Raw genomic sequence first — 17,117 nt, 5'->3', positions numbered from 1 at the left:
TCCGCGAACTCTGACATCTCTTATGCGGCAACACCCCCACCCCAGCCCTCCCCCGCACGCGGGAGAGGGAGCGCACCGCCGATGCGGCTCCATAGAAATGTCCTCGGAGCAATATACGAAATGACATCGCCGCGCGCTGCACGCTAGAAACATGCGCATTCCTCGCCGCGAGTCTCCCATGCCTCATCTCCCTACCCTGCTTGGTTTTGCCCTGATCTCGCTCGGCATGGTGCTGACGCCGGGGCCGAACATGATCTACCTGATCTCGCGCTCGATCACGCAAGGGCCGGCGGCCGGGATCGTGTCGCTGGGCGGCGTCGCGCTCGGGTTTGTGTTTTACATGCTGTGCGCGGCGTTCGGCATCACCGCGCTCTTGTTCGCGGTGCCCTATGCTTACGACGCGCTGCGCTTCGCGGGCGCTGCCTATCTGCTGTGGCTGGCGTGGCAGGCGCTGAAGCCGAACGGGCGTTCGCCGTTTCAGGTGAGAAAGCTGCAAATCGACGGCCCGCGCAAATTGTTTGCGATGGGATTCGTCACCAATCTGCTCAATCCGAAGATCGCGATGCTGTACCTGGCGCTGCTGCCGCAGTTCATCGACCCCACGGTGGGCAGCGTGCTGACGCAGTCGCTGGCGCTCGGCGCGATCCAGATCGTGATCAGCGTCAGCGTCAACGCAGTGATCGCACTTGCCGCCGGATCGATCGCAATGTTTCTCGGCTCGCGGCCGACGTGGCTGTTGCTGCAGCGCTGGCTGATGGGAACGGTGCTGGCCGGGCTTGCGGTGAAGATGGCGTTCGAGGCGAAAAGGGCGTGAGCTCCGGCCGTCATCGCCCGGCCTTGTACGCAATTGCGCACAAGGCCGGGCGGCGACAATGGTGGGTCGGGACAGCGCGTATCAATCCAGCTTGGCTTCCATGCCGCGCTTGGTCGCCGGGCGGGCCATCATCGCGTTGTACCAGCGCTCGACGTTCGGAAAATCCTTCAGCTCCACCTTGTGGCGCGGATGGCGCCAGGCCCAGCCGAGGATGGCGAAGTCGGCGACCGACAAGGCATCGGCGACGAACTCCCGGCCCTCCAGCCTGCGGTCGAGGACGCCGTAGAGCCGGCGGGTTTCGGCCATGAAGCGTTTGAGGCCGTAGGCGCGGTCGGTTTCGTTCTCCAGCGCGATGAAATGATGCACCTGGCCGGGCATCGGACCAAAGCCGCCCATCTGCCACATCAGCCATTCATAGACCGGAATGCGCTCCGCCAACGGCTTGGGCAGGAACTTGCCGGTCTTCTCGCCGAGATAAAGCAGGATCGCACCGGATTCGAAGATGCCGACCGGCTTACCGCCGGGACCGTCGGGATCGACAATCGCCGGGATCTTGTTGTTCGGGCTGAGCTTGAGAAAGGCAGGCGCCATCTGCTCGCCCTTGGTGATGTTCACCGGGATCACCTTGTAGGGCAGCCCCATTTCCTCCAGCGCAACCGAGATCTTGCGGCCGTTCGGCGTGTTCCAGGTGTGCAGTTCGATCGTCATTTTTTGTCATCCCCGCGACCCGTCTCCGCCAAGGCTCCGCCGGGGTTTGCGATAATGGGTCCGCCGGAGCTTTAGCGAAGGCGACAAGCGGGGTATCCAGTACCCCGGAACTTCAGGGCGTTACAACCGCCGCTGCGGAATACGGGGTCATCCGCTGGAGCCTGTCATCGGGCTGCGCGGTGCGCCGACCCGATGGCCGAGACGACATTGTGCCCTGTTGACGGCGTCGGATCGGCGCTAGAATCTGCCCAGCAGCGCCGATAGATTGCGCCCCGCCTGAAACCTTCGGGGAAACCGTCTTGTCCAAATCAGCCTCCCGCGCCCGCCTCGCCGAGATCATCCGCAAGCGCTCGTTCGGCCGCGGCGAGATCACGTTGGCCTCGGGCCGCAAGAGCGACTTCTACTTCAACCTCAAGCCGACCATGCTCGACCCCGAAGGTGCGGCACTGTTGGCGGAACTGACCTATGAGGCGCTGAAGGACGACAATCTCGATTTCGTCGGCGGGCTGGAGATGGGCGCGGTCCCACTGGCGGGCGCGATCGCGCAGCTCTCCTGGATCAAGGGCCACCCGATCGCCGCCTTCTTCGTGCGCAAGAAGCCGAAGGAACATGGCGCCCGCCTCGCGGTCGAGGGGCTGGCCAAGGGCGAGACCCTGCAGGGCAAGCGTATCGTGATCGTGGAAGACGTCACCACCACGGGCGGCTCGGCGTTGAAGGCGGTCGAGGCCGTGCGCGAAGCCGGCGGCGAGGTCGTGCTCGTGCTTACGATGGTAGACCGCGAGGAAGGCGCGACCGAAGCCTTTGCCGAGGCAGGGCTTGAGTTTCGTTCGCTGTACAAGGCGGGTGAATTTTTGAAGGGGTGAATAGGTCTTCCCCGTCCCCGCTCATCACTCATTTACCATCCGCCGTTAAGGTTACCCGAACTGAAGCCGTCGCGCTTCAGCGCGTTTGTTGCGTTGGGTGGAGTTGGCGTTGCGTACAGAGTTGGCTTTTTCGCGCGTGCGGCGCCGCGCGACGTTTGTTGCCGCAGCGATCCTTTCGGGCGCTCTCCTGCTCGCGCCCGGCAGCGTTTCCGCCGAAGGCCTGTTCGATTTCCTGTTCGGCACGCAGAAGCAGCAGACGCGGCAAGCGTCACCGCAAGCCAATTTCTTCGCCGATCCGTTCGGCCTCAATCAGCAGCCATCGGCGCCCGCCCCGGCCCCGCGCGTGGCCGGCTCCGGACCAGCGTTTTGCGTGCGAAGCTGCGACGGCAAATATTTTCCGCTGACCATGCGCGGCACCGCCTCGCCGGTGCAGACCTGCCAGGCGTTCTGCCCGGCCAGCGTCACCAAGGTGTTTTACGGCAGCAACATCGATCATGCGACCGCCAGTAACGGCGAGCGCTATGCCGACAGCGAGAACGCCTACGCCTATCGCAAGGCGCTGAGCGCCGACTGCACCTGCAACGGCCGAAGCCCGTCCGGGCTTGCGCCGGTCGATCTCACGCTCGATACCTCGCTGCGCTCCGGCGATGTCGTCGCCACCACCGACGGCCTGGTGGCCTATACCGGCGTGCGCCTGGGCGCCGACCACACGGCGGAGTTCACGCCGGTCGCCTCCTATCCCGGCCTCACGGCGGATGTCCGCGCCCGGCTCGGCGAAATGAAGGTCGCGCCAGTCAGCGCCGAGATGGTCGCCGGCACCGCGCCGCTGCCCGAAGCACGGCGCGACGACGAACTGCCGACCGCCTCGATCCCGAAGACGGCCGCGCCGAAAGCGGCGAAGCGGGCGGAAGCGCGATAGGGCACCCGCAGTACACCGCAGGGCCCAAACTCAAAATTGCGAAAACAACCCCATGCAAAGTAGCGTGGGCCCGGCCTCGCAGCATTCACATAGCTGACGCCAGCACTACCGCCCGACGATGACGCCGATCACGTTCGGCGCCGACAGATATTTTTCTTCGATCGCCGCACGCGCCGCGGCGCGGTTTTCCGGCGTCAGCAGGCCGCGCATCTCGGCGAGAATCATCCAGCAATAGCCCCACCAGTCCGTCAGCATGCCCTGGTCGTCGACGAGATCGTAGCCTGCTTGGGCTGCAAAAATCCGCGCCTGCGCCTCATCCAGCGAATCGAGAAAGGCGTGATCCTCGATCGAAAACAGTTCGTCGCTGAAATCGTCCGTGGTGTAGCCCCACACCGACATGCAGACCGCGTTGAATTCGCGGTCGATCGCGTCGTCGTCGACGAGCTGGCGACGCGAGGCCTGATGCAGACGCGACAATGAGCGCGCGAAATCGGCGATGCGGGTGAGAGCGAACTGATCGAAAGCGATGGTGGACATGTAGTCCTCGCAAACTCGGATGGGCCTATATGTTGTGTCGGCGAAGCGCCGAATCACAATGATATATCAAAGACTTGCTAAAGTGTTCTTAATTTGTTCCAGCTTCGTGCCGAAATTTCGCCTATCCGGTTGCCGCGGAATCGAGAATCATGGACGGGGCGCGAGCCAGCCAGATCCGGACGCTGTTGCTGGAAGCGGCCGACGCGAGAACCTTGGGATCGCGCGATGGCATGAACCATCCGCAACTCAATCCTTCACATCGCCGACAACAGCTTGTCACCGCAATAATTGGCGTAGAATTTTCCGCCACATTGCCGCTTGATCGCGGCACAGCGCGCTACAGGCGAAGCGCCCGTTGCGACGCTGAATGAGCAGCTCAGCCCGTCGGCACTTCTGCCGGTCTTGCCGGCGGCAAAGGCGGCGCTGGTGGCGCTGATGCAGACCATCAACAACGCGGCGGCAGCGATTTCGATCGTCAATCTCATGACAGGCCCTCCCCGTTTTGCTGGCACGCGATTCCTTGGACCCCAATCGGCATCTAGCCACCAAGCCCAGCGATCCCTGTACTTTGGTATTGGATTATAACACCAAAAGCCGGCCGCCGGTGCCGCGAAATCGGCCCGGTCCTTGCATAAATTCATACCAGCGCAGTGCACAACATACTCCGGCGTTCTCCGGCGTTTCGATTACCGGACAAGACGCCTATGTTGTGAGTCTCAATGCAGGGATCGACGTGTTGCAGGAACAAATCGCAGGGAACTATCCGGCACTTGGCCAGCCGGTCGACGAACTCGCGCTCGCCGAGATCAAGGGCGCCATCCTCGCCAAGCTGCGCCTTGCGATCGGCAAGGACGCCGGCATGGCGACGCGTCGCGACTGGTACAAGGCCGCGGCGCTGGCGCTGCGCGACCGCATCGTGCACCGCTGGCTGACGGCCGAAAAGGAGAGCTACGATGCGGGCAGCAAACGGGTCTACTACCTCTCGCTCGAATTCCTGATCGGCCGGCTGTTCACCGACGCGCTGAACAATATGGGCCTCTTGCCGGTGTTCGAGGCGGCGCTCGGCGATCTCGGCGTCGGCCTGGATGATTTGCGCAAATGCGAGCCGGATGCCGCGCTCGGCAATGGCGGTCTCGGACGGCTGGCGGCATGCTTCATGGAAAGCATGGCGACGCTGGCCGTTCCCGCTATCGGCTACGGCATCCGCTACGATTTCGGCCTGTTCCGCCAGATCATTTCGCAGGGCTGGCAGCAGGAATATCCGGACGAATGGCTGAGCTTCGGCAACCCCTGGGAATTCCTGCGGGCGGAGGTGGTCTATCACGTTCATTTCGGCGGCTTTGTCGAACACGTCGACGACCACGGGCGCGACCGCGCGACGTGGCGGCCGGCGGAAACCGTGCAGGCCGTCGCCTATGACACGCCGATCGTGGGCTGGCGCGGCCAGCACGTCAACGCGCTGCGGCTATGGTCGGCGCGCTCGCCCGATCCCTTGCGGCTCGACGTCTTCAACACCGGCGACTACCTCGGCGCCGTCGCCGAGGAAGCGCGCGCGGAATCGATCTGCAAATTCCTCTACCCGAACGACGAGAGCCCCGCGGGACGCGAACTGCGGCTACGGCAGGAATATTTCTTCGTCTCGGCCTCGCTGCAGGACCTGGTCAAGCGGCATCTCGCCTCGGACGGGCAGTTGCGCAATTTGGCAATGAAGGTCGCGGTGCAGCTCAACGACACCCATCCGAGCCTTGCCGTCACCGAGCTGATGCGCATCCTGGTCGATCTGCACAATTTCCGCTGGGACGAGGCGTGGAAGATCACGGTGGCCACATTTTCCTACACCAATCACACGCTGCTGCCGGAAGCGCTGGAGACCTGGCCGGTCGAACTGTTCGAGCGGCTGCTGCCGCGGCATCTCGAAATCATCTACCGCATCAACGCCGCGCATCTGGCACTGGCCGATCAGCGCTGCCCCGGCGACATCGAGTATCGCGCGTCGGTGTCGCTGATCGACGAGAAGTCCGGACGTCGGGTGCGGATGGGGCAGCTCGCCTTCGTAGGCTCGCACCGCATCAACGGCGTGTCGGCAATGCACTCGGACCTGATGAAGGAGACCGTGTTCCACGATCTCAATCATCTCTATCCAGGCCGCATCACCAACAAGACCAACGGCATCACCTTCCGCCGCTGGCTGATGCTGGCCAATCCAAAGCTCACCGGGCTTATGCGCGAGGTCTGCGGCGAGGCCGTGCTCGACGACTTCTCGCTGTTCGAGCGCCTCGAGGCCCACGCCAGCGACAATGCGTTCCAGCAGCGCTTTCGCGAGGTCAAGCATCACAACAAGGTGGCGCTGGCGCGGCTCATCAACGAGCGCCTTGGCGTCAAGATCGATCCGTCGGCATTGTTCGACATCCAGATCAAGCGCATTCACGAATACAAGCGGCAATTGCTCAATGTCGTCGAGACCATTGCGCTGTACCAGGCGATCAAGGACGAGCCGCAGCGCGACTGGGTGCCGCGCGTAAAAATCTTCGCCGGCAAGGCGGCGGCGAGCTATCGCTACGCCAAGCTGATCATCAAGCTGATCAACGATGTCGCCGAAGTCGTCAACAACGACCCTGACGTCGCAGGAAGGCTGAAGGTCGTCTTTCTGGCCGACTACAATGTCAGCCTCGCCGAAGTGATCATTCCGGCCGCCGATCTATCCGAACAGATTTCGACCGCCGGCATGGAAGCCTCCGGTACCGGTAACATGAAGCTGGCGCTGAACGGCGCACTGACGATCGGCACGCTCGACGGCGCCAATATCGAAATCCGCGACCATGTCGGCGCGGAGAATATCGCAATCTTCGGCATGGAGGCCGGCGACGTCATGATCCGGCGCAAGCAGGGCCTGGATGCGACCGATGTGATCAGCCGCTCGCCGCGGCTGGCGCGGGCCATTACGGCAATCGAGAGCGGCGCGTTCTCGCCTGACGATCGCGCCCGTTTCGCCTCGATCGGCCACGCGCTGCGCTATCTCGACCACTACATGGTCTCGGCCGATTTCGATTCCTACTACACGGCGCAGCGCGGCATCGACGCGCGCTGGCAGGTGGTACCGGCCTGGACCCGCGCCTCGATCCTCAACGTGGCGCGGATGCCGTGGTTCTCCTCCGACCGCACCATCCGCGAATATGCCGAGGATATCTGGAACGTGCCGGTGCGCGCGACGTCGGCCGTGCCGGAAACAAGCGCGCAGCGCGGGGCGACGCGGTAAATCCCGGGGCACGGAATCATTACCTCAGACGTCATTGAATTCGGCCGGATAGTCGCGATACTACGTCCACGTCATTGCGAGGAGCGCAAGCGACGAAGCAATCCATTCCTCCGCTTGCGGCGCGATGGATTGCTTCGCTCCGCTCGCAATGACGGCACTTGCGGCAAGGCTGTCGCCTTTGAAAATCGAAAGTATCCATGCTGACCAAAGCCCCACACCTCTTCGATGATGCGACGCGAGTCACCGCCGGTGACAGTTGCTGGCAGGGCAAGACCAGCCCGGACTACTGGGCCTTTGTCGGCCCGTTCGGCGGCTGCACAGCCGCCACCATCCTGCGCGCGCTGATGGAGCATCCGCAGCGCGTAGGCGATCCGTTGTCGGTCACGGTGAATTTCTGCGCGCCGGTCGCCGAAGGCGGCTTCGATCTCGACGTGCGCCTGGTCAAGGCCAACCGTTCGAGCCAGCATTGGTGCGTGGAGATGACGCAAGGCGGCGGCGATGTTGCGACGCTGGCAACCGCCGTGTTCGCCGAGCGCCGTCCGTCCTGGTCGCACCAGCAGGCAAGATTTCCGGGCGCCACGCCGTTCGAGCAGGCGCGTTCGTTTCCGAACACGCCGATGACCTGGACGCACCAGTATGATTTCCGCTTCGTCGAGGGTGAGCCGAGTTTGTACGGATCGCCTGCCACGGCACCGCTCGATGCGTTCTCTAAACAGTGGATCGGCGACAGCACGCCGCGGAAGATCGACATGCTGTCGCTGATGTCGATGTCGGATGCGTTCTTCGGACGAGTATTTCTGGCGCGGCGGGAACTGGTCCCGTTCGGCACGGTATCGCTGACGACGTATTTCCATACCGCGTCGGACGATCTCGCGGCCGAGGACATCACGCACATATTGGCGGTGGCCGACGCCAAGATCTTCCACCGGAGTTACGGCGATCAGAACGGCGAGCTGTGGTCACCCTCCGGCCGCCTGCTCGCGACTACGACGCAAATCGCGTATTTCAAGGCCTAAGCGGAACATTGGGCCCTTACCTCTCTTGTAGGGGCAAAGGCGCACTTGCGCCGTGCCCACCATCGATTCAATCATTGCATTGAATGGTGGGCACGCTTCGCTTTGCCCACGCTACAGTTTGATCGAGGCTGCCTGCATGTCCGACGCCAACGCTCCCCGCATCGCCTTGCTCGGTGTCCCCCTCGAGATCGGCGCCTCGCAGGCCGGCACGCTGATGGGACCTGCGGCACTGCGCACCGCAGGCATCGGCCGCATCCTCGATCAACTCGGTTTTGTCGTCGAAGACCATGGCGATATGCTGACGCCGGCCATTGCTCCCGCCGAGGGGCCGCCGCCGGCGAATACCAAATATTACGACGTGATCAAAACCTGGATCCGAGCGCTCAGCGAGCGTTCGTATTTGCTCGCGCGATCCGGCGCCGTTCCGATCTTCATGGGCGGCGATCACTCGCTCTCGATGGGATCGGTGAACGGCGTCGCGCGACACTGGCAGGAACAGGGCCGGCCGTTGTTCGTGCTGTGGCTCGATGCACATGCCGATTACAACACGCCGCAGACGACCGAGACCGGCAACATGCACGGCATGTCGGCGGCCTTTCTCTGCGGCGAGGACGGCCTCGAGGGCCTGCTCGGCGACGTGCCCCGCGCCTCGATCGGTCCCGAGCGGCTCGATCTGTTCGGCATCCGCTCGATCGATCCGCTGGAGAAAAAGCTGGTGTTCGACCGCCGCGTCGCGATCGCCGACATGCGCGCCATCGACGAGTTCGGCGTCGCCGTCCTGATCCGGCGCGTGATCGAGCGCGTCAGGGCAGGCAACGGGGTGCTGCATTTAAGCTTCGACGTCGATTTTCTCGATCCCGCGGTCGCCCCCGGCGTCGGCACCACGGTACCGGGTGGCGCAACCTATCGCGAAGCGCATCTCATCATGGAGTTGCTGCACGATTCCGGTCTGGTGCGATCAGTGGACGTCGTCGAGCTCAACCCGTTCCTGGACGAACGCGGCCGCACCGCGCGCGTCGCGGTCGAATTGATCAGCAGCCTGTTCGGCCTGCAGATCACCGATCGTCGCACGCCCAGCAACGCGGTCTTTCCCGACAACAGCCAAATTCGTCGGAAAAGCAAAAAGGGCGGCCCATGAAGCCGCCCTTTAGTGCAGTTGCCTGCGTTTGAGCCGTTACTCCGCCGCGAGCTTCAAATCCGGCGCGGCGGCGCGAACTTCGGCGTCGACCTGGGCTTCGAACTTGGCAAAGTTCTTCTGGAACATGCCGACCAGCGCGCGCGCGGTCTTGTCGAACTCGGCCTTGTCCTTCCAGGTGTTGACCGGATTGAGTATCTCGCTGGGCACGCCCGGCAGCGCGGTCGGCACCGCAAAACCGAAATACTTGTCGGTCCGGAATTCGACGTTGCGCAACGAACCGTCCAGCGCTGCGGTCAGCAGCGCGCGCGTCACCTTGATCGGCATCCGACTGCCGGTGCCGTATTTGCCGCCGGTCCAGCCGGTGTTGACCAGCCAGCAATCGACGTTGTGCCTGGCGATCAGTTCGCGCAGCATATTGCCGTAGACGGACGGATCGAGCGGCAGGAACGGCGAGCCGAAACAGGTGGAGAATTCCGGCTGCGGCTCATTGCCGAGACCGCGCTCGGTGCCGGCGACCTTGGCGGTATAGCCGGACAGGAAATGATACATCGCCTGCGCCGGCGAGAGTTTTGCAATCGGGGGCAATACGCCGAACGCATCGGCGGCCAGCATCACGACGTTTTTCGGCTGGCCGGCGCGGCCGGTGCGCGAAGCGTTCGGGATAAAATCGAGCGGGTAGGCCGAACGGGTGTTTTCGGTCTTCGAGCCGTCGTCGAAGTCAGGTACGCGGGTGCTCTCGTCGAGCACCACGTTCTCGAGCACGGCGCCGAAGCGGCTGCTGGCGGCGAAGATCTGCGGCTCGGCTTCCTTCGACAGCTTGATGCACTTGGCGTAGCAGCCGCCTTCGAAGTTGAAGACGCCGTCGCTGCCCCAGCCATGCTCGTCGTCGCCGATCAGCGTGCGGTTGGGATCGGCCGACAGCGTGGTCTTTCCAGTACCGGACAGGCCGAAGAAGATCGCGGTGTCGCCCTTGGGTCCGACATTGGCCGAGCAGTGCATCGGCAGCACGCCCTTGGCGGGCAGATAATAGTTCAGCGTGGTGAAGACCGACTTCTTCATCTCGCCGGCATAATAAGACCCGCCGATCAGGACGATCTTGCGGGCGAAGTCGATGGCGACGACGTTCTCCGAGCGCACGCCGTGACGTTTGGGGTCGGCGCGGAAGCTCGGCAGGTCGATGATGGTGAGTTCAGGCACGAAATCCTTCAGCGCTTGAGCCTCGGGGCGGATCAAGAGCGTTCGGATGAACAGCGAGTGCCAGGCAAGTTCGGTGAACACGCGCGTCTTGATCTGGAAGCTCGGATCGGCGCCGCCGTAAAGATCCTGCGCATACAGCGTCATGCCTTCGGCATGCTTGAGGAAGTCGGCATAGAGCGCGGCAAACTGCTCCGAGGTGATTGACTGGTTACCGGCCCACCACATGTTCTTGTCGGTGGTCGCATCACGCACCGTGAACTTGTCCTTGGGACTGCGGCCGGTGAATTCACCGGTGTCCGCGCAGAGCGCGCCGTCGGCCGACAACACGGCCTCGCCGGCCGTGAGTGAATATTGATAAAGCTGCGGCGCGCCGAGATTCCAGTGCACCGTCTTGAGATTTTTTAAGCCGAATTTGTCGGCGCCGAAGGCACCGTTGCGTAGACCCGTCTCTTGCACGAAGAAAGTCCTCCTCGAACCCGCGTTACTCGAATCGCGCGCATGTCGCTTGACGCGCTCTGTCGCGGTGACCCTGAATTATAGCCTGCCGGCCTCGGTCCGGCGACCTATATTGATGAACGCCGTGCTTGCCAAGCCGATCCACGCGATTTGGTTTATTCCAGCGCGGAAGGTTGATTTGTATCAATCGCTTGCTGCACTGCTTTGCGCTGGTTTGCCCTCTTGGTTGCGCGACCATCCGCCGTTGACTGGCTCGGCCGGCAATTGCTGCGTCGCACCATCAGAACATTTCAGCGTGCGGAGCGTGTTTTCATGACGAAGCTTTCCGCCCGTGACCGCGAACTGCACCATCGTTTCGATTTACGGCAGCAGCGCCTGAATCTTCTTCACTGTCATCGGCGATGAATTCGACGGTGCGGCGTAGTTGCTCCGTGATGGCAAGCGTTAACTCTTGTTAGCCCTTGCCCCACGCCTCGCCCGCCAGCCGCACGAGCATCTTGCGCAACGCCATGGCGCTGGTGACCCGTGCCGGGAAATCGAGCCGCAGCGTCGCGGAGCCGGCCTGCATGTCCATGCCGTCGGGGTCGCAACCGGTGCAGCGCCAGTCCGCGGACTCGGCGCCCAGCAGTTTGGTCGCGTAGAGGTTCATCGCCTCGCGGTGATCCTCATTCATATGCTCGACAGCGTCTTGCTCGGCTTCCTGCAAATCGGCGGCATCGTCGATCTCGGTCATGAACTGCTCGGGCCTGAGGTCGATGATGCGGCCGAAACCCGCGACCAGATGCAGGCCTGACGGGACGATCCGAAAGAACGAGAAGTCCTTGAAATCTACAAACGCTTCAGCCGATGGATGAGCGTTAAGATAGCGCCGGCGCAGGATTTTCGCAGCTTCCCCTTGGGCCTCCTCGGCCCGTCCCGCAAGCATGATTCGTGCGCCCTCCAGCGGATCGCCGGCGGCACGTTCGTCCAGCATCAGCGATACCCTGCCATCGTTGAGGATGTTTTTTGTATGCAGCGCCAGCCGCGAAAGCAGCAGAATCGGCGACGCATCGGCATGGCTGGCGACGTTCACCAGCGAGCAATAGGGATCGCCACTTTCGGGCATAAGCGTGGCCAATGCGCCCTGCCGGCTACGCCTAAGCAGCGATCGGGCCAGTTTGGAAGCATCAAAATCTGCGGTCGGCTGCATGGTTCCTTTCCGGCCATCTTATTGCAAAAAGGGCCTTTTCTCAGCGGGTCAGGGTGCTATATGGGGGCCGCGCGTCTCCTTGGGGGAGCGTTTTGCGGAACTCGGTCACACTTCAGCCCAGCTTGCATTGCTCGTTGACTGTGTACGAAGCCCATTTATGCGGCGTCTGGCTCAAGTGCCCGCCGTTTAAGCCACTCTCTTATTCGAAAGCAGAGGCTCATGCCCACAATCGCCCTGGTCGATGATGACCGCAACATTCTTACTTCCGTATCGATCGCGCTCGAAGCCGAAGGCTATCGTATCATGACCTATACGGATGGTGCCTCGGCGCTGGACGGCTTCCGTACCTCGCCGCCGGACCTTGCGATCCTCGATATCAAGATGCCGCGCATGGACGGCATGGAAACGCTACGCCGGTTGCGGCAGAAGTCCGATCTGCCGGTGATCTTCTTAACGTCCAAAGACGAAGAGATCGACGAATTGTTCGGCCTCAAGATGGGCGCCGACGATTTCATCCGCAAGCCGTTCTCGCAGCGCCTCTTGGTCGAGCGGGTCAAGGCCGTGCTTCGCCGCGGCCAGCCCAAGGATCCGACCGCCGTTCCGAAGGAGCCGGATGCACGCGCGCTGGACCGCGGCCTGTTGCGGATGGACCCGGAGCGTCACACTTGCACCTGGAAGAACGAGCCGGTGACGCTGACGGTGACGGAGTTCTTGATCCTGCAGGCGCTGGCCACGCGGCCCGGTGTGGTGAAGAGCCGCAACGCGCTGATGGATGCGGCCTATGACGACCAGGTCTATGTCGACGACCGCACCATCGACAGCCACATCAAGCGGCTGCGCAAGAAGTTCAAGGTCGTCGATGACGATTTCGAGATGATCGAGACGCTGTATGGCGTCGGCTATCGCTTCAAGGAAGCCTGATCTGCGTTTTCCGGGCGGAAGTGTTAACTGACACGTCCGCCCGTTCGGCGTAAAGGCGTAGAGCTAGAAATCGGCGCATCACAACCGGCAGTTCAGCCATTGCTAGATCGAACGCAGCCCGATCCCAACCTGAACCACGAGGATGCTTTGGAGCTCCTCGATCGGGAACGCGTTGCCGAGGATAATGCGGGCGAGAAGGGCTGGCGACGACCGCTCGGCTGGTTGCGCCGGGCCGGGCAATTCTTCTTCGCGCTTTCCTTCTCCAGCCTCACGCGCCGGATTGTCTCGCTCAATCTGGCAGGCCTCGTCGCGCTGGTGGCGAGCATTCTCTATCTCTCGCAATTCCGTGCCGGCCTGATCGATGCGCGGGCGCAGAGCCTTCTGGTGCAGGCCGAAATCATCGCCGGCGCGATTGCCGCCTCCGCCACCGTCGAAACCAACACCATCACGATCGATCCGGACCGGCTGCTCGATCTCAAGCCCGGCGAAAGCTACGGCGCGCCGGACGAATCTTCCGGGCTGGATTTTCCGATCAATCCGGAGCGGGTCGCGCCGGTGCTGCGGCGGCTGATCTCACCGACCAAGACGCGCGCCCGCATCTATGGCGGCGACGGCGGCATGATCCTCGACAGCCGCAGTCTCTATGGCCGCGGCGACGTATTGCGATTCGAACTGCCGCCACCTTCCACGGAGAAGCCAGGCTTCGTCGAACGCGCGCTGATCGCGACCCGCACCTGGCTCAATCGCGGCGACCTGCCGCTCTATCGCGAACTGGGCCCGGAGAACGGCAAGGGCTATCAGGAAATCGTGCAGGCGCTCGACGGCGTCAAGAGCAGCATGGTGCGCGTCAACGACCGCGGCGAGGTGATCGTCTCGGTCGCCGTCCCCGTGCAGCGCTTCCGTGCTGTACACGGTGCGCTGATGCTCTCGACGCAAGGCGACGACATCGACCAGATGGTGACCGCCGAGCGGCTGGCGATCCTGAAGGTCGGCGGCGTGGCCTCCGCGGTCATGATCGTGCTGTCGCTCTTGCTCGCGAGCACGATCGCGGGTCCGGTGCGGCGGCTGGCCGACGGCGCCGAGCGCGTCCGCCGGCGCATCCAGACCCGCGTCGAGATTCCCGATTTCACCCGCCGCCGCGACGAGATCGGCCATCTGTCCGGCGCGCTGCGCGACATGACGAATGCGCTCTACAGCCGCATCGAGGCGATCGAGATGTTCGCCGCCGACGTCGCCCATGAATTGAAGAATCCGCTGACCTCGCTGCGCTCGGCGGTGGAAACGCTGCCTTTGGCACGCAACGACACCAGCCGCGCGCGCCTGCTCGAGGTGATCGAGCACGACGTCAAGCGGCTCGACCGGCTGATCTCGGATATTTCAGATGCGAGCCGCCTCGATGCCGAATTGCAGCGCCAGGACATGGCCCCGGTCGATCTCCGCCGGCTGCTGACGACGCTGACCTCGGTCGCCAACGAAACCCGGCTCGGCCACGACGTCGCGGTCGAAGCGCGCTTCGACGGCCGCGGCGCCACCGATACGTTCTCGGTGCCGGGCCACGATTCCCGGCTGGGACAGGTGATCTCCAACCTGCTGTCCAATGCACAATCCTTCTCCACCCCCGGCGGGAAGGTGCGCGTCACCTGCCGCCGCGCGCGCTCGGAGATCGAAATCATCGTCGATGACGACGGACCGGGCATCGGCGAGGATGCGCTGGAACGCATCTTCGAGCGCTTCTACACCGACCGTCCTCATCAGGGCTTTGGCCAGAACTCAGGTCTCGGCCTATCGATCTCCAAGCAGATTATCGAAGCGCACAACGGGCGGATCTGGGCGGAAAACCGCCACGGCCCGGCCGGCGCCGACGGCAAGCCGAGCGTGGCGGGTGCGCGGTTCGTGGTCAGGCTGCCCACGCCATGACGGCGGGCGCGAGCGTGCACGCCTCCGCCGTGCTGGTGGGCGAGCGCGCCGTGCTGATCCGCGGGCCATCTGGCGCCGGCAAGTCGCGGCTAGCCTTCGATCTGATTCTCGCCGGACGCACTGGACAGGTTCCGCGGGCCGTTTTGGTCGGCGATGACCGTGTCCATCTCGACACAGTCGCCGGACAATTGTTGGTCCGCCCGGCGCGAGAATTGGCCGGGCTGATCGAGGTACGGGGCCTCGGCATTCGCCATTGTGACTTTGTTGGGGAGGCGGTGGTGGGCCTCGTCGTCGATCTTGCGGCCAGCGATGCCGAGCGGCTGCCGCCGCCAGAAGCGCTCTCCATCCGCCTGAATGGTGTTTTACTACCGAGAATCCCCGTCGGGGCCGGCTACGACCCCCTCCCATTGATTGTAGCGGCTCTGACAACAACCGTCGGTTCAGGTTCCGTCCAACCTTTGGATGATTGTTCGAAGGGGATTGGTAACCATATAAGCCCCAATATCGCCACCGAATAAACCGGCGCAGGCCTCACTCTTTACCGGCAAATTCCGGAACAATAGCCAAGATGCCCTCTTGCGCGGGGCCTCTGGATGGTCAAAGTGGCGCGTTCGTGCGGTGCACCAAAAAGCACCCGCGAGGAGTTTCCGATGATTGGTCTAGTGCTTGTGACCCATGGGCGCCTTGCCGACGAGTTCAAGGCGGCGCTCGAACATGTCATGGGTCCGCAAAAACAAATTGAAGCCATCACGATTGGAGCCGAAGACGACTCCGATCTGTGTCGAAGCGATATCATCGAAGCGGTGAATCGCGTCGACAGCGGCGATGGTGTCGCCATCCTCACCGACATGTTCGGCGGCACACCTTCCAACCTCGCAATTTCCTGCATGAGCCGCCCCAAGGTGGAAGTGCTCGCAGGCATCAATCTTCCCATGCTGGTCAAGCTTGCCAAGGTGCGCGAAGAGCGCTCGCTTCCCGAAGCCATCGCGATGGCGCAGGAAGCCGGCCGCAAATACGTCACCATCGCCAGCCGCGTGCTCGCCGGCAAATGAGCGACGAGGCCGCGCCCGACAAGGAACTCGGGCCGAGCGTGCCCGCGGGCGCCATCTCGCGGGAACTTCAGATCATCAACAAGCGCGGCCTGCACGCGCGGGCCTCGGCCAAATTCGTCCAGATGGTCGAGCGCTTCAACGCCGAGGTCTGGGTGACGCGCGGCAGCGAGACCGTGGGCGGCACCTCGATCATGGGGTTGATGATGCTGGCCGCGGGACCTGGAACCTCGGTCACGGTCTCCGCGATCGGCCCCGAGGCGCAGCAAGCGGTCGATGCGATCGCAGCGCTGGTCGCCGACAAGTTCAACGAAGAAGGCGTGTGAGACTCCATCAAAACGGATTCGTCACAATCCCGCCGTCGGCGCGCAGCGCGGCGCCGTTGGTGGCGCTGGAGGCTTTTGAACAGACGTAGCAGATCAGATTGGCGATCTCTTCCGGCGCGGCGTAACGCTGCAAGAGCGATGCCGGGCGGCGTTCGCTGAAGGTGCGCGAGACGAGATCGTCGACGGTCGTGCCCGCAGCTTTCGCGCGCGCGGCCAGGCGAACCGGCGCCATCTCGACCCAGGTCGGGCCGGGCATCACCGAGTTGACAGTCACGTTGGTGCCCTTGGTGGTTTCCGCCGCGCCGCGCGCGATGACGAGCTGCGCCGATTTCGAGAAGCCGTAATGCACCATCTCCTTCGGAACGAAGACACCGGATTCGCTGGAGACGAACACGACGCGACCCCAGTCCTTGTTATCAAGCATCCGCTTCAAATAGTGCCGCGTCAGCCGCACCCCGCTCATGACGTTGACTTCGAACATCCTCGACCAATCGGAATCCTCGATCTCGAAAAAGCCCTTTGGTTCGTAGATGCCGAGATTGTTGACGAGAATGTCGACTTCAGGGAATTGCGCCACCAGCGCGGCACAGCCCGCCGCATGGCCAAGATCGAATGCCGCCGCGTGCACCTTGGCCGACGGCGCAACCTGTTCAACTTTCGCCACGGCCTCGCCGACCGCCGCCTGCTCGCGGCCGTTGACGATCACCTCCGCGCCCATTTGCGCAAGCCCGATGGCGGTCGCGAGCCCGATGCCGCGGGTCGAGCCGGTCACGAGCGCCGTTTTATCCGTCAGGTCGAGATCCATGCGTTG

Annotated in this window: 18 protein-coding genes; 12 read left to right on the top strand and 6 right to left on the bottom strand. The window is 63.2% G+C overall.

Annotation, left to right across the window (positions count from 1 at the left end; all coding sequences use genetic code 11):
• Positions 1-178 precede the first annotated feature (178 nt).
• The gene (locus V1273_RS03255; RefSeq protein WP_334408700.1) at positions 179-814 is read left to right on the top strand and encodes a LysE family translocator; all 636 of its coding nucleotides are present in this window, start codon (positions 179-181) and stop codon (positions 812-814) included.
• A gap of 81 nt (positions 815-895) precedes the next feature.
• Here V1273_RS03255 and V1273_RS03250 read toward each other — a convergent pair whose 3' ends face one another.
• The gene (locus V1273_RS03250) at positions 896-1,522 is read right to left on the bottom strand and encodes a glutathione S-transferase family protein (RefSeq protein ID WP_065743862.1); all 627 of its coding nucleotides are present in this window, start codon (positions 1,520-1,522) and stop codon (positions 896-898) included.
• 299 nt (positions 1,523-1,821) lie between these two features.
• On the opposite strand from V1273_RS03250, the gene pyrE reads away from it, so the two are divergent.
• Together pyrE and V1273_RS03240 are read left to right on the top strand one after the other, a co-directional pair.
• Positions 1,822-2,385 carry an orotate phosphoribosyltransferase gene (pyrE, locus tag V1273_RS03245; protein WP_334366230.1) on the top strand — a complete coding sequence of 188 codons (564 nt, stop codon included), beginning with the start codon at positions 1,822-1,824 and terminating at the stop codon, positions 2,383-2,385.
• A 109-nt stretch (positions 2,386-2,494) separates the two neighbouring features.
• Entirely contained in the window at positions 2,495-3,304 is an 810-nt protein-coding gene (locus V1273_RS03240; protein ID WP_334408698.1) for a DUF2865 domain-containing protein, read from the top strand.
• 105 nt (positions 3,305-3,409) lie between these two features.
• Here V1273_RS03240 and V1273_RS03235 read toward each other — a convergent pair whose 3' ends face one another.
• A complete protein-coding gene (locus tag V1273_RS03235) occupies positions 3,410-3,841 on the bottom strand; it encodes a hypothetical protein (RefSeq protein ID WP_334408697.1) in 432 nt (143 codons plus the stop codon).
• A 254-nt stretch (positions 3,842-4,095) separates the two neighbouring features.
• Positions 4,096-4,326: a hypothetical protein gene (locus V1273_RS03230; protein WP_334408696.1), complete on the bottom strand. Its 231-nt coding sequence runs from the start codon at positions 4,324-4,326 to the stop codon at positions 4,096-4,098.
• 242 nt (positions 4,327-4,568) lie between these two features.
• Here V1273_RS03230 and V1273_RS03225 point away from each other — a divergent pair, with 242 nt between their 5' ends.
• The 3 genes from V1273_RS03225 to rocF all read left to right on the top strand — a co-directional run bounded on the left by V1273_RS03225 (position 4,569) and on the right by rocF (position 9,251).
• Positions 4,569-7,097: a glycogen/starch/alpha-glucan phosphorylase gene (locus tag V1273_RS03225; RefSeq protein ID WP_442894135.1), complete on the top strand. Its 2,529-nt coding sequence runs from the start codon at positions 4,569-4,571 to the stop codon at positions 7,095-7,097.
• Positions 7,098-7,294: 197 nt separating this feature from the next.
• Positions 7,295-8,113, top strand: coding sequence for an acyl-CoA thioesterase (locus V1273_RS03220; protein ID WP_334408695.1), 819 nt, complete (start codon positions 7,295-7,297; stop codon positions 8,111-8,113).
• Between the two features lie 136 nt (positions 8,114-8,249).
• On the top strand, positions 8,250-9,251 hold the full coding sequence (gene rocF / locus V1273_RS03215) for an arginase (RefSeq protein WP_334408694.1): 1,002 nt from the start codon (positions 8,250-8,252) through the stop codon (positions 9,249-9,251).
• A gap of 36 nt (positions 9,252-9,287) precedes the next feature.
• Here rocF and V1273_RS03210 read toward each other — a convergent pair whose 3' ends face one another.
• Complete coding sequence (locus V1273_RS03210) at positions 9,288-10,904, bottom strand: phosphoenolpyruvate carboxykinase (RefSeq protein WP_334408693.1); 1,617 nt, start codon at positions 10,902-10,904, stop codon at positions 9,288-9,290.
• Positions 10,905-11,019: 115 nt separating this feature from the next.
• On the opposite strand from V1273_RS03210, the gene V1273_RS03205 reads away from it, so the two are divergent.
• On the top strand, positions 11,020-11,220 hold the full coding sequence (locus tag V1273_RS03205) for a hypothetical protein (protein WP_334383970.1): 201 nt from the start codon (positions 11,020-11,022) through the stop codon (positions 11,218-11,220).
• A 138-nt stretch (positions 11,221-11,358) separates the two neighbouring features.
• On the opposite strand, the gene V1273_RS03200 is transcribed toward V1273_RS03205, so the two are convergent.
• Positions 11,359-12,093 (bottom strand): HugZ family pyridoxamine 5'-phosphate oxidase, encoded by a 735-nt coding sequence (locus V1273_RS03200; RefSeq protein ID WP_334408692.1) that lies wholly within the window; start codon positions 12,091-12,093, stop codon positions 11,359-11,361.
• A gap of 219 nt (positions 12,094-12,312) precedes the next feature.
• On the opposite strand from V1273_RS03200, the gene V1273_RS03195 reads away from it, so the two are divergent.
• The 5 genes from V1273_RS03195 (at position 12,313) to V1273_RS03175 (ending at position 16,306) form a co-directional block, all read left to right on the top strand.
• Positions 12,313-13,014 (top strand): response regulator transcription factor, encoded by a 702-nt coding sequence (locus V1273_RS03195; protein ID WP_027541437.1) that lies wholly within the window; start codon positions 12,313-12,315, stop codon positions 13,012-13,014.
• 99 nt (positions 13,015-13,113) lie between these two features.
• Positions 13,114-14,931, top strand: coding sequence for a sensor histidine kinase (locus tag V1273_RS03190; RefSeq protein WP_334366222.1), 1,818 nt, complete (start codon positions 13,114-13,116; stop codon positions 14,929-14,931).
• Positions 14,928-15,449: an HPr kinase/phosphorylase gene (locus tag V1273_RS03185; RefSeq protein WP_334408691.1), complete on the top strand. Its 522-nt coding sequence runs from the start codon at positions 14,928-14,930 to the stop codon at positions 15,447-15,449. Before V1273_RS03190 ends, V1273_RS03185 begins: the two co-directional genes overlap by 4 nt.
• A gap of 132 nt (positions 15,450-15,581) precedes the next feature.
• Positions 15,582-15,983 carry a PTS sugar transporter subunit IIA gene (locus V1273_RS03180; RefSeq protein ID WP_247838581.1) on the top strand — a complete coding sequence of 134 codons (402 nt, stop codon included), beginning with the start codon at positions 15,582-15,584 and terminating at the stop codon, positions 15,981-15,983.
• On the top strand, positions 15,980-16,306 hold the full coding sequence (locus V1273_RS03175; RefSeq protein ID WP_065746723.1) for an HPr family phosphocarrier protein: 327 nt from the start codon (positions 15,980-15,982) through the stop codon (positions 16,304-16,306). Before V1273_RS03180 ends, V1273_RS03175 begins: the two co-directional genes overlap by 4 nt.
• Positions 16,307-16,313: 7 nt before the next feature.
• Here V1273_RS03175 and V1273_RS03170 read toward each other — a convergent pair whose 3' ends face one another.
• A complete protein-coding gene (locus V1273_RS03170; protein WP_334366220.1) occupies positions 16,314-17,111 on the bottom strand; it encodes an SDR family NAD(P)-dependent oxidoreductase in 798 nt (265 codons plus the stop codon).
• Positions 17,112-17,117: the final 6 nt, after the last annotated feature.

Source organism: Bradyrhizobium sp. AZCC 1721, assembly GCF_036924715.1.
Taxonomy (GTDB): domain Bacteria; phylum Pseudomonadota; class Alphaproteobacteria; order Rhizobiales; family Xanthobacteraceae; genus Bradyrhizobium.
The sequence above is the reverse complement of the archived record's forward strand: the minus strand, read 5'-3'. Positions and strand labels throughout refer to the sequence as shown.

Excerpts from the sequence above, each read along its gene's own strand:
- rocF (WP_334408694.1), top strand. The coding sequence starts at position 8,250 with ATGTCCGACGCCAACGCTCCCCGCATCGCCTTGCTCGGTGTCCCCCTC.
- V1273_RS03220 (WP_334408695.1), top strand. The coding sequence starts at position 7,295 with ATGCTGACCAAAGCCCCACACCTCTTCGATGATGCGACGCGAGTCACC.
- V1273_RS03195 (WP_027541437.1), top strand. The coding sequence starts at position 12,313 with ATGCCCACAATCGCCCTGGTCGATGATGACCGCAACATTCTTACTTCC.
- V1273_RS03255 (WP_334408700.1), top strand. The coding sequence starts at position 179 with ATGCCTCATCTCCCTACCCTGCTTGGTTTTGCCCTGATCTCGCTCGGC.
- V1273_RS03170 (WP_334366220.1), bottom strand. The coding sequence starts at position 17,111 with ATGGATCTCGACCTGACGGATAAAACGGCGCTCGTGACCGGCTCGACC.
- V1273_RS03185 (WP_334408691.1), top strand. The coding sequence starts at position 14,928 with ATGACGGCGGGCGCGAGCGTGCACGCCTCCGCCGTGCTGGTGGGCGAG.
- V1273_RS03175 (WP_065746723.1), top strand. The coding sequence starts at position 15,980 with ATGAGCGACGAGGCCGCGCCCGACAAGGAACTCGGGCCGAGCGTGCCC.
- V1273_RS03235 (WP_334408697.1), bottom strand. The coding sequence starts at position 3,841 with ATGTCCACCATCGCTTTCGATCAGTTCGCTCTCACCCGCATCGCCGAT.
- V1273_RS03180 (WP_247838581.1), top strand. The coding sequence starts at position 15,582 with ATGATTGGTCTAGTGCTTGTGACCCATGGGCGCCTTGCCGACGAGTTC.
- V1273_RS03200 (WP_334408692.1), bottom strand. The coding sequence starts at position 12,093 with ATGCAGCCGACCGCAGATTTTGATGCTTCCAAACTGGCCCGATCGCTG.
- V1273_RS03230 (WP_334408696.1), bottom strand. The coding sequence starts at position 4,326 with ATGAGATTGACGATCGAAATCGCTGCCGCCGCGTTGTTGATGGTCTGC.
- V1273_RS03250 (WP_065743862.1), bottom strand. The coding sequence starts at position 1,522 with ATGACGATCGAACTGCACACCTGGAACACGCCGAACGGCCGCAAGATC.
- V1273_RS03205 (WP_334383970.1), top strand. The coding sequence starts at position 11,020 with ATGAACGCCGTGCTTGCCAAGCCGATCCACGCGATTTGGTTTATTCCA.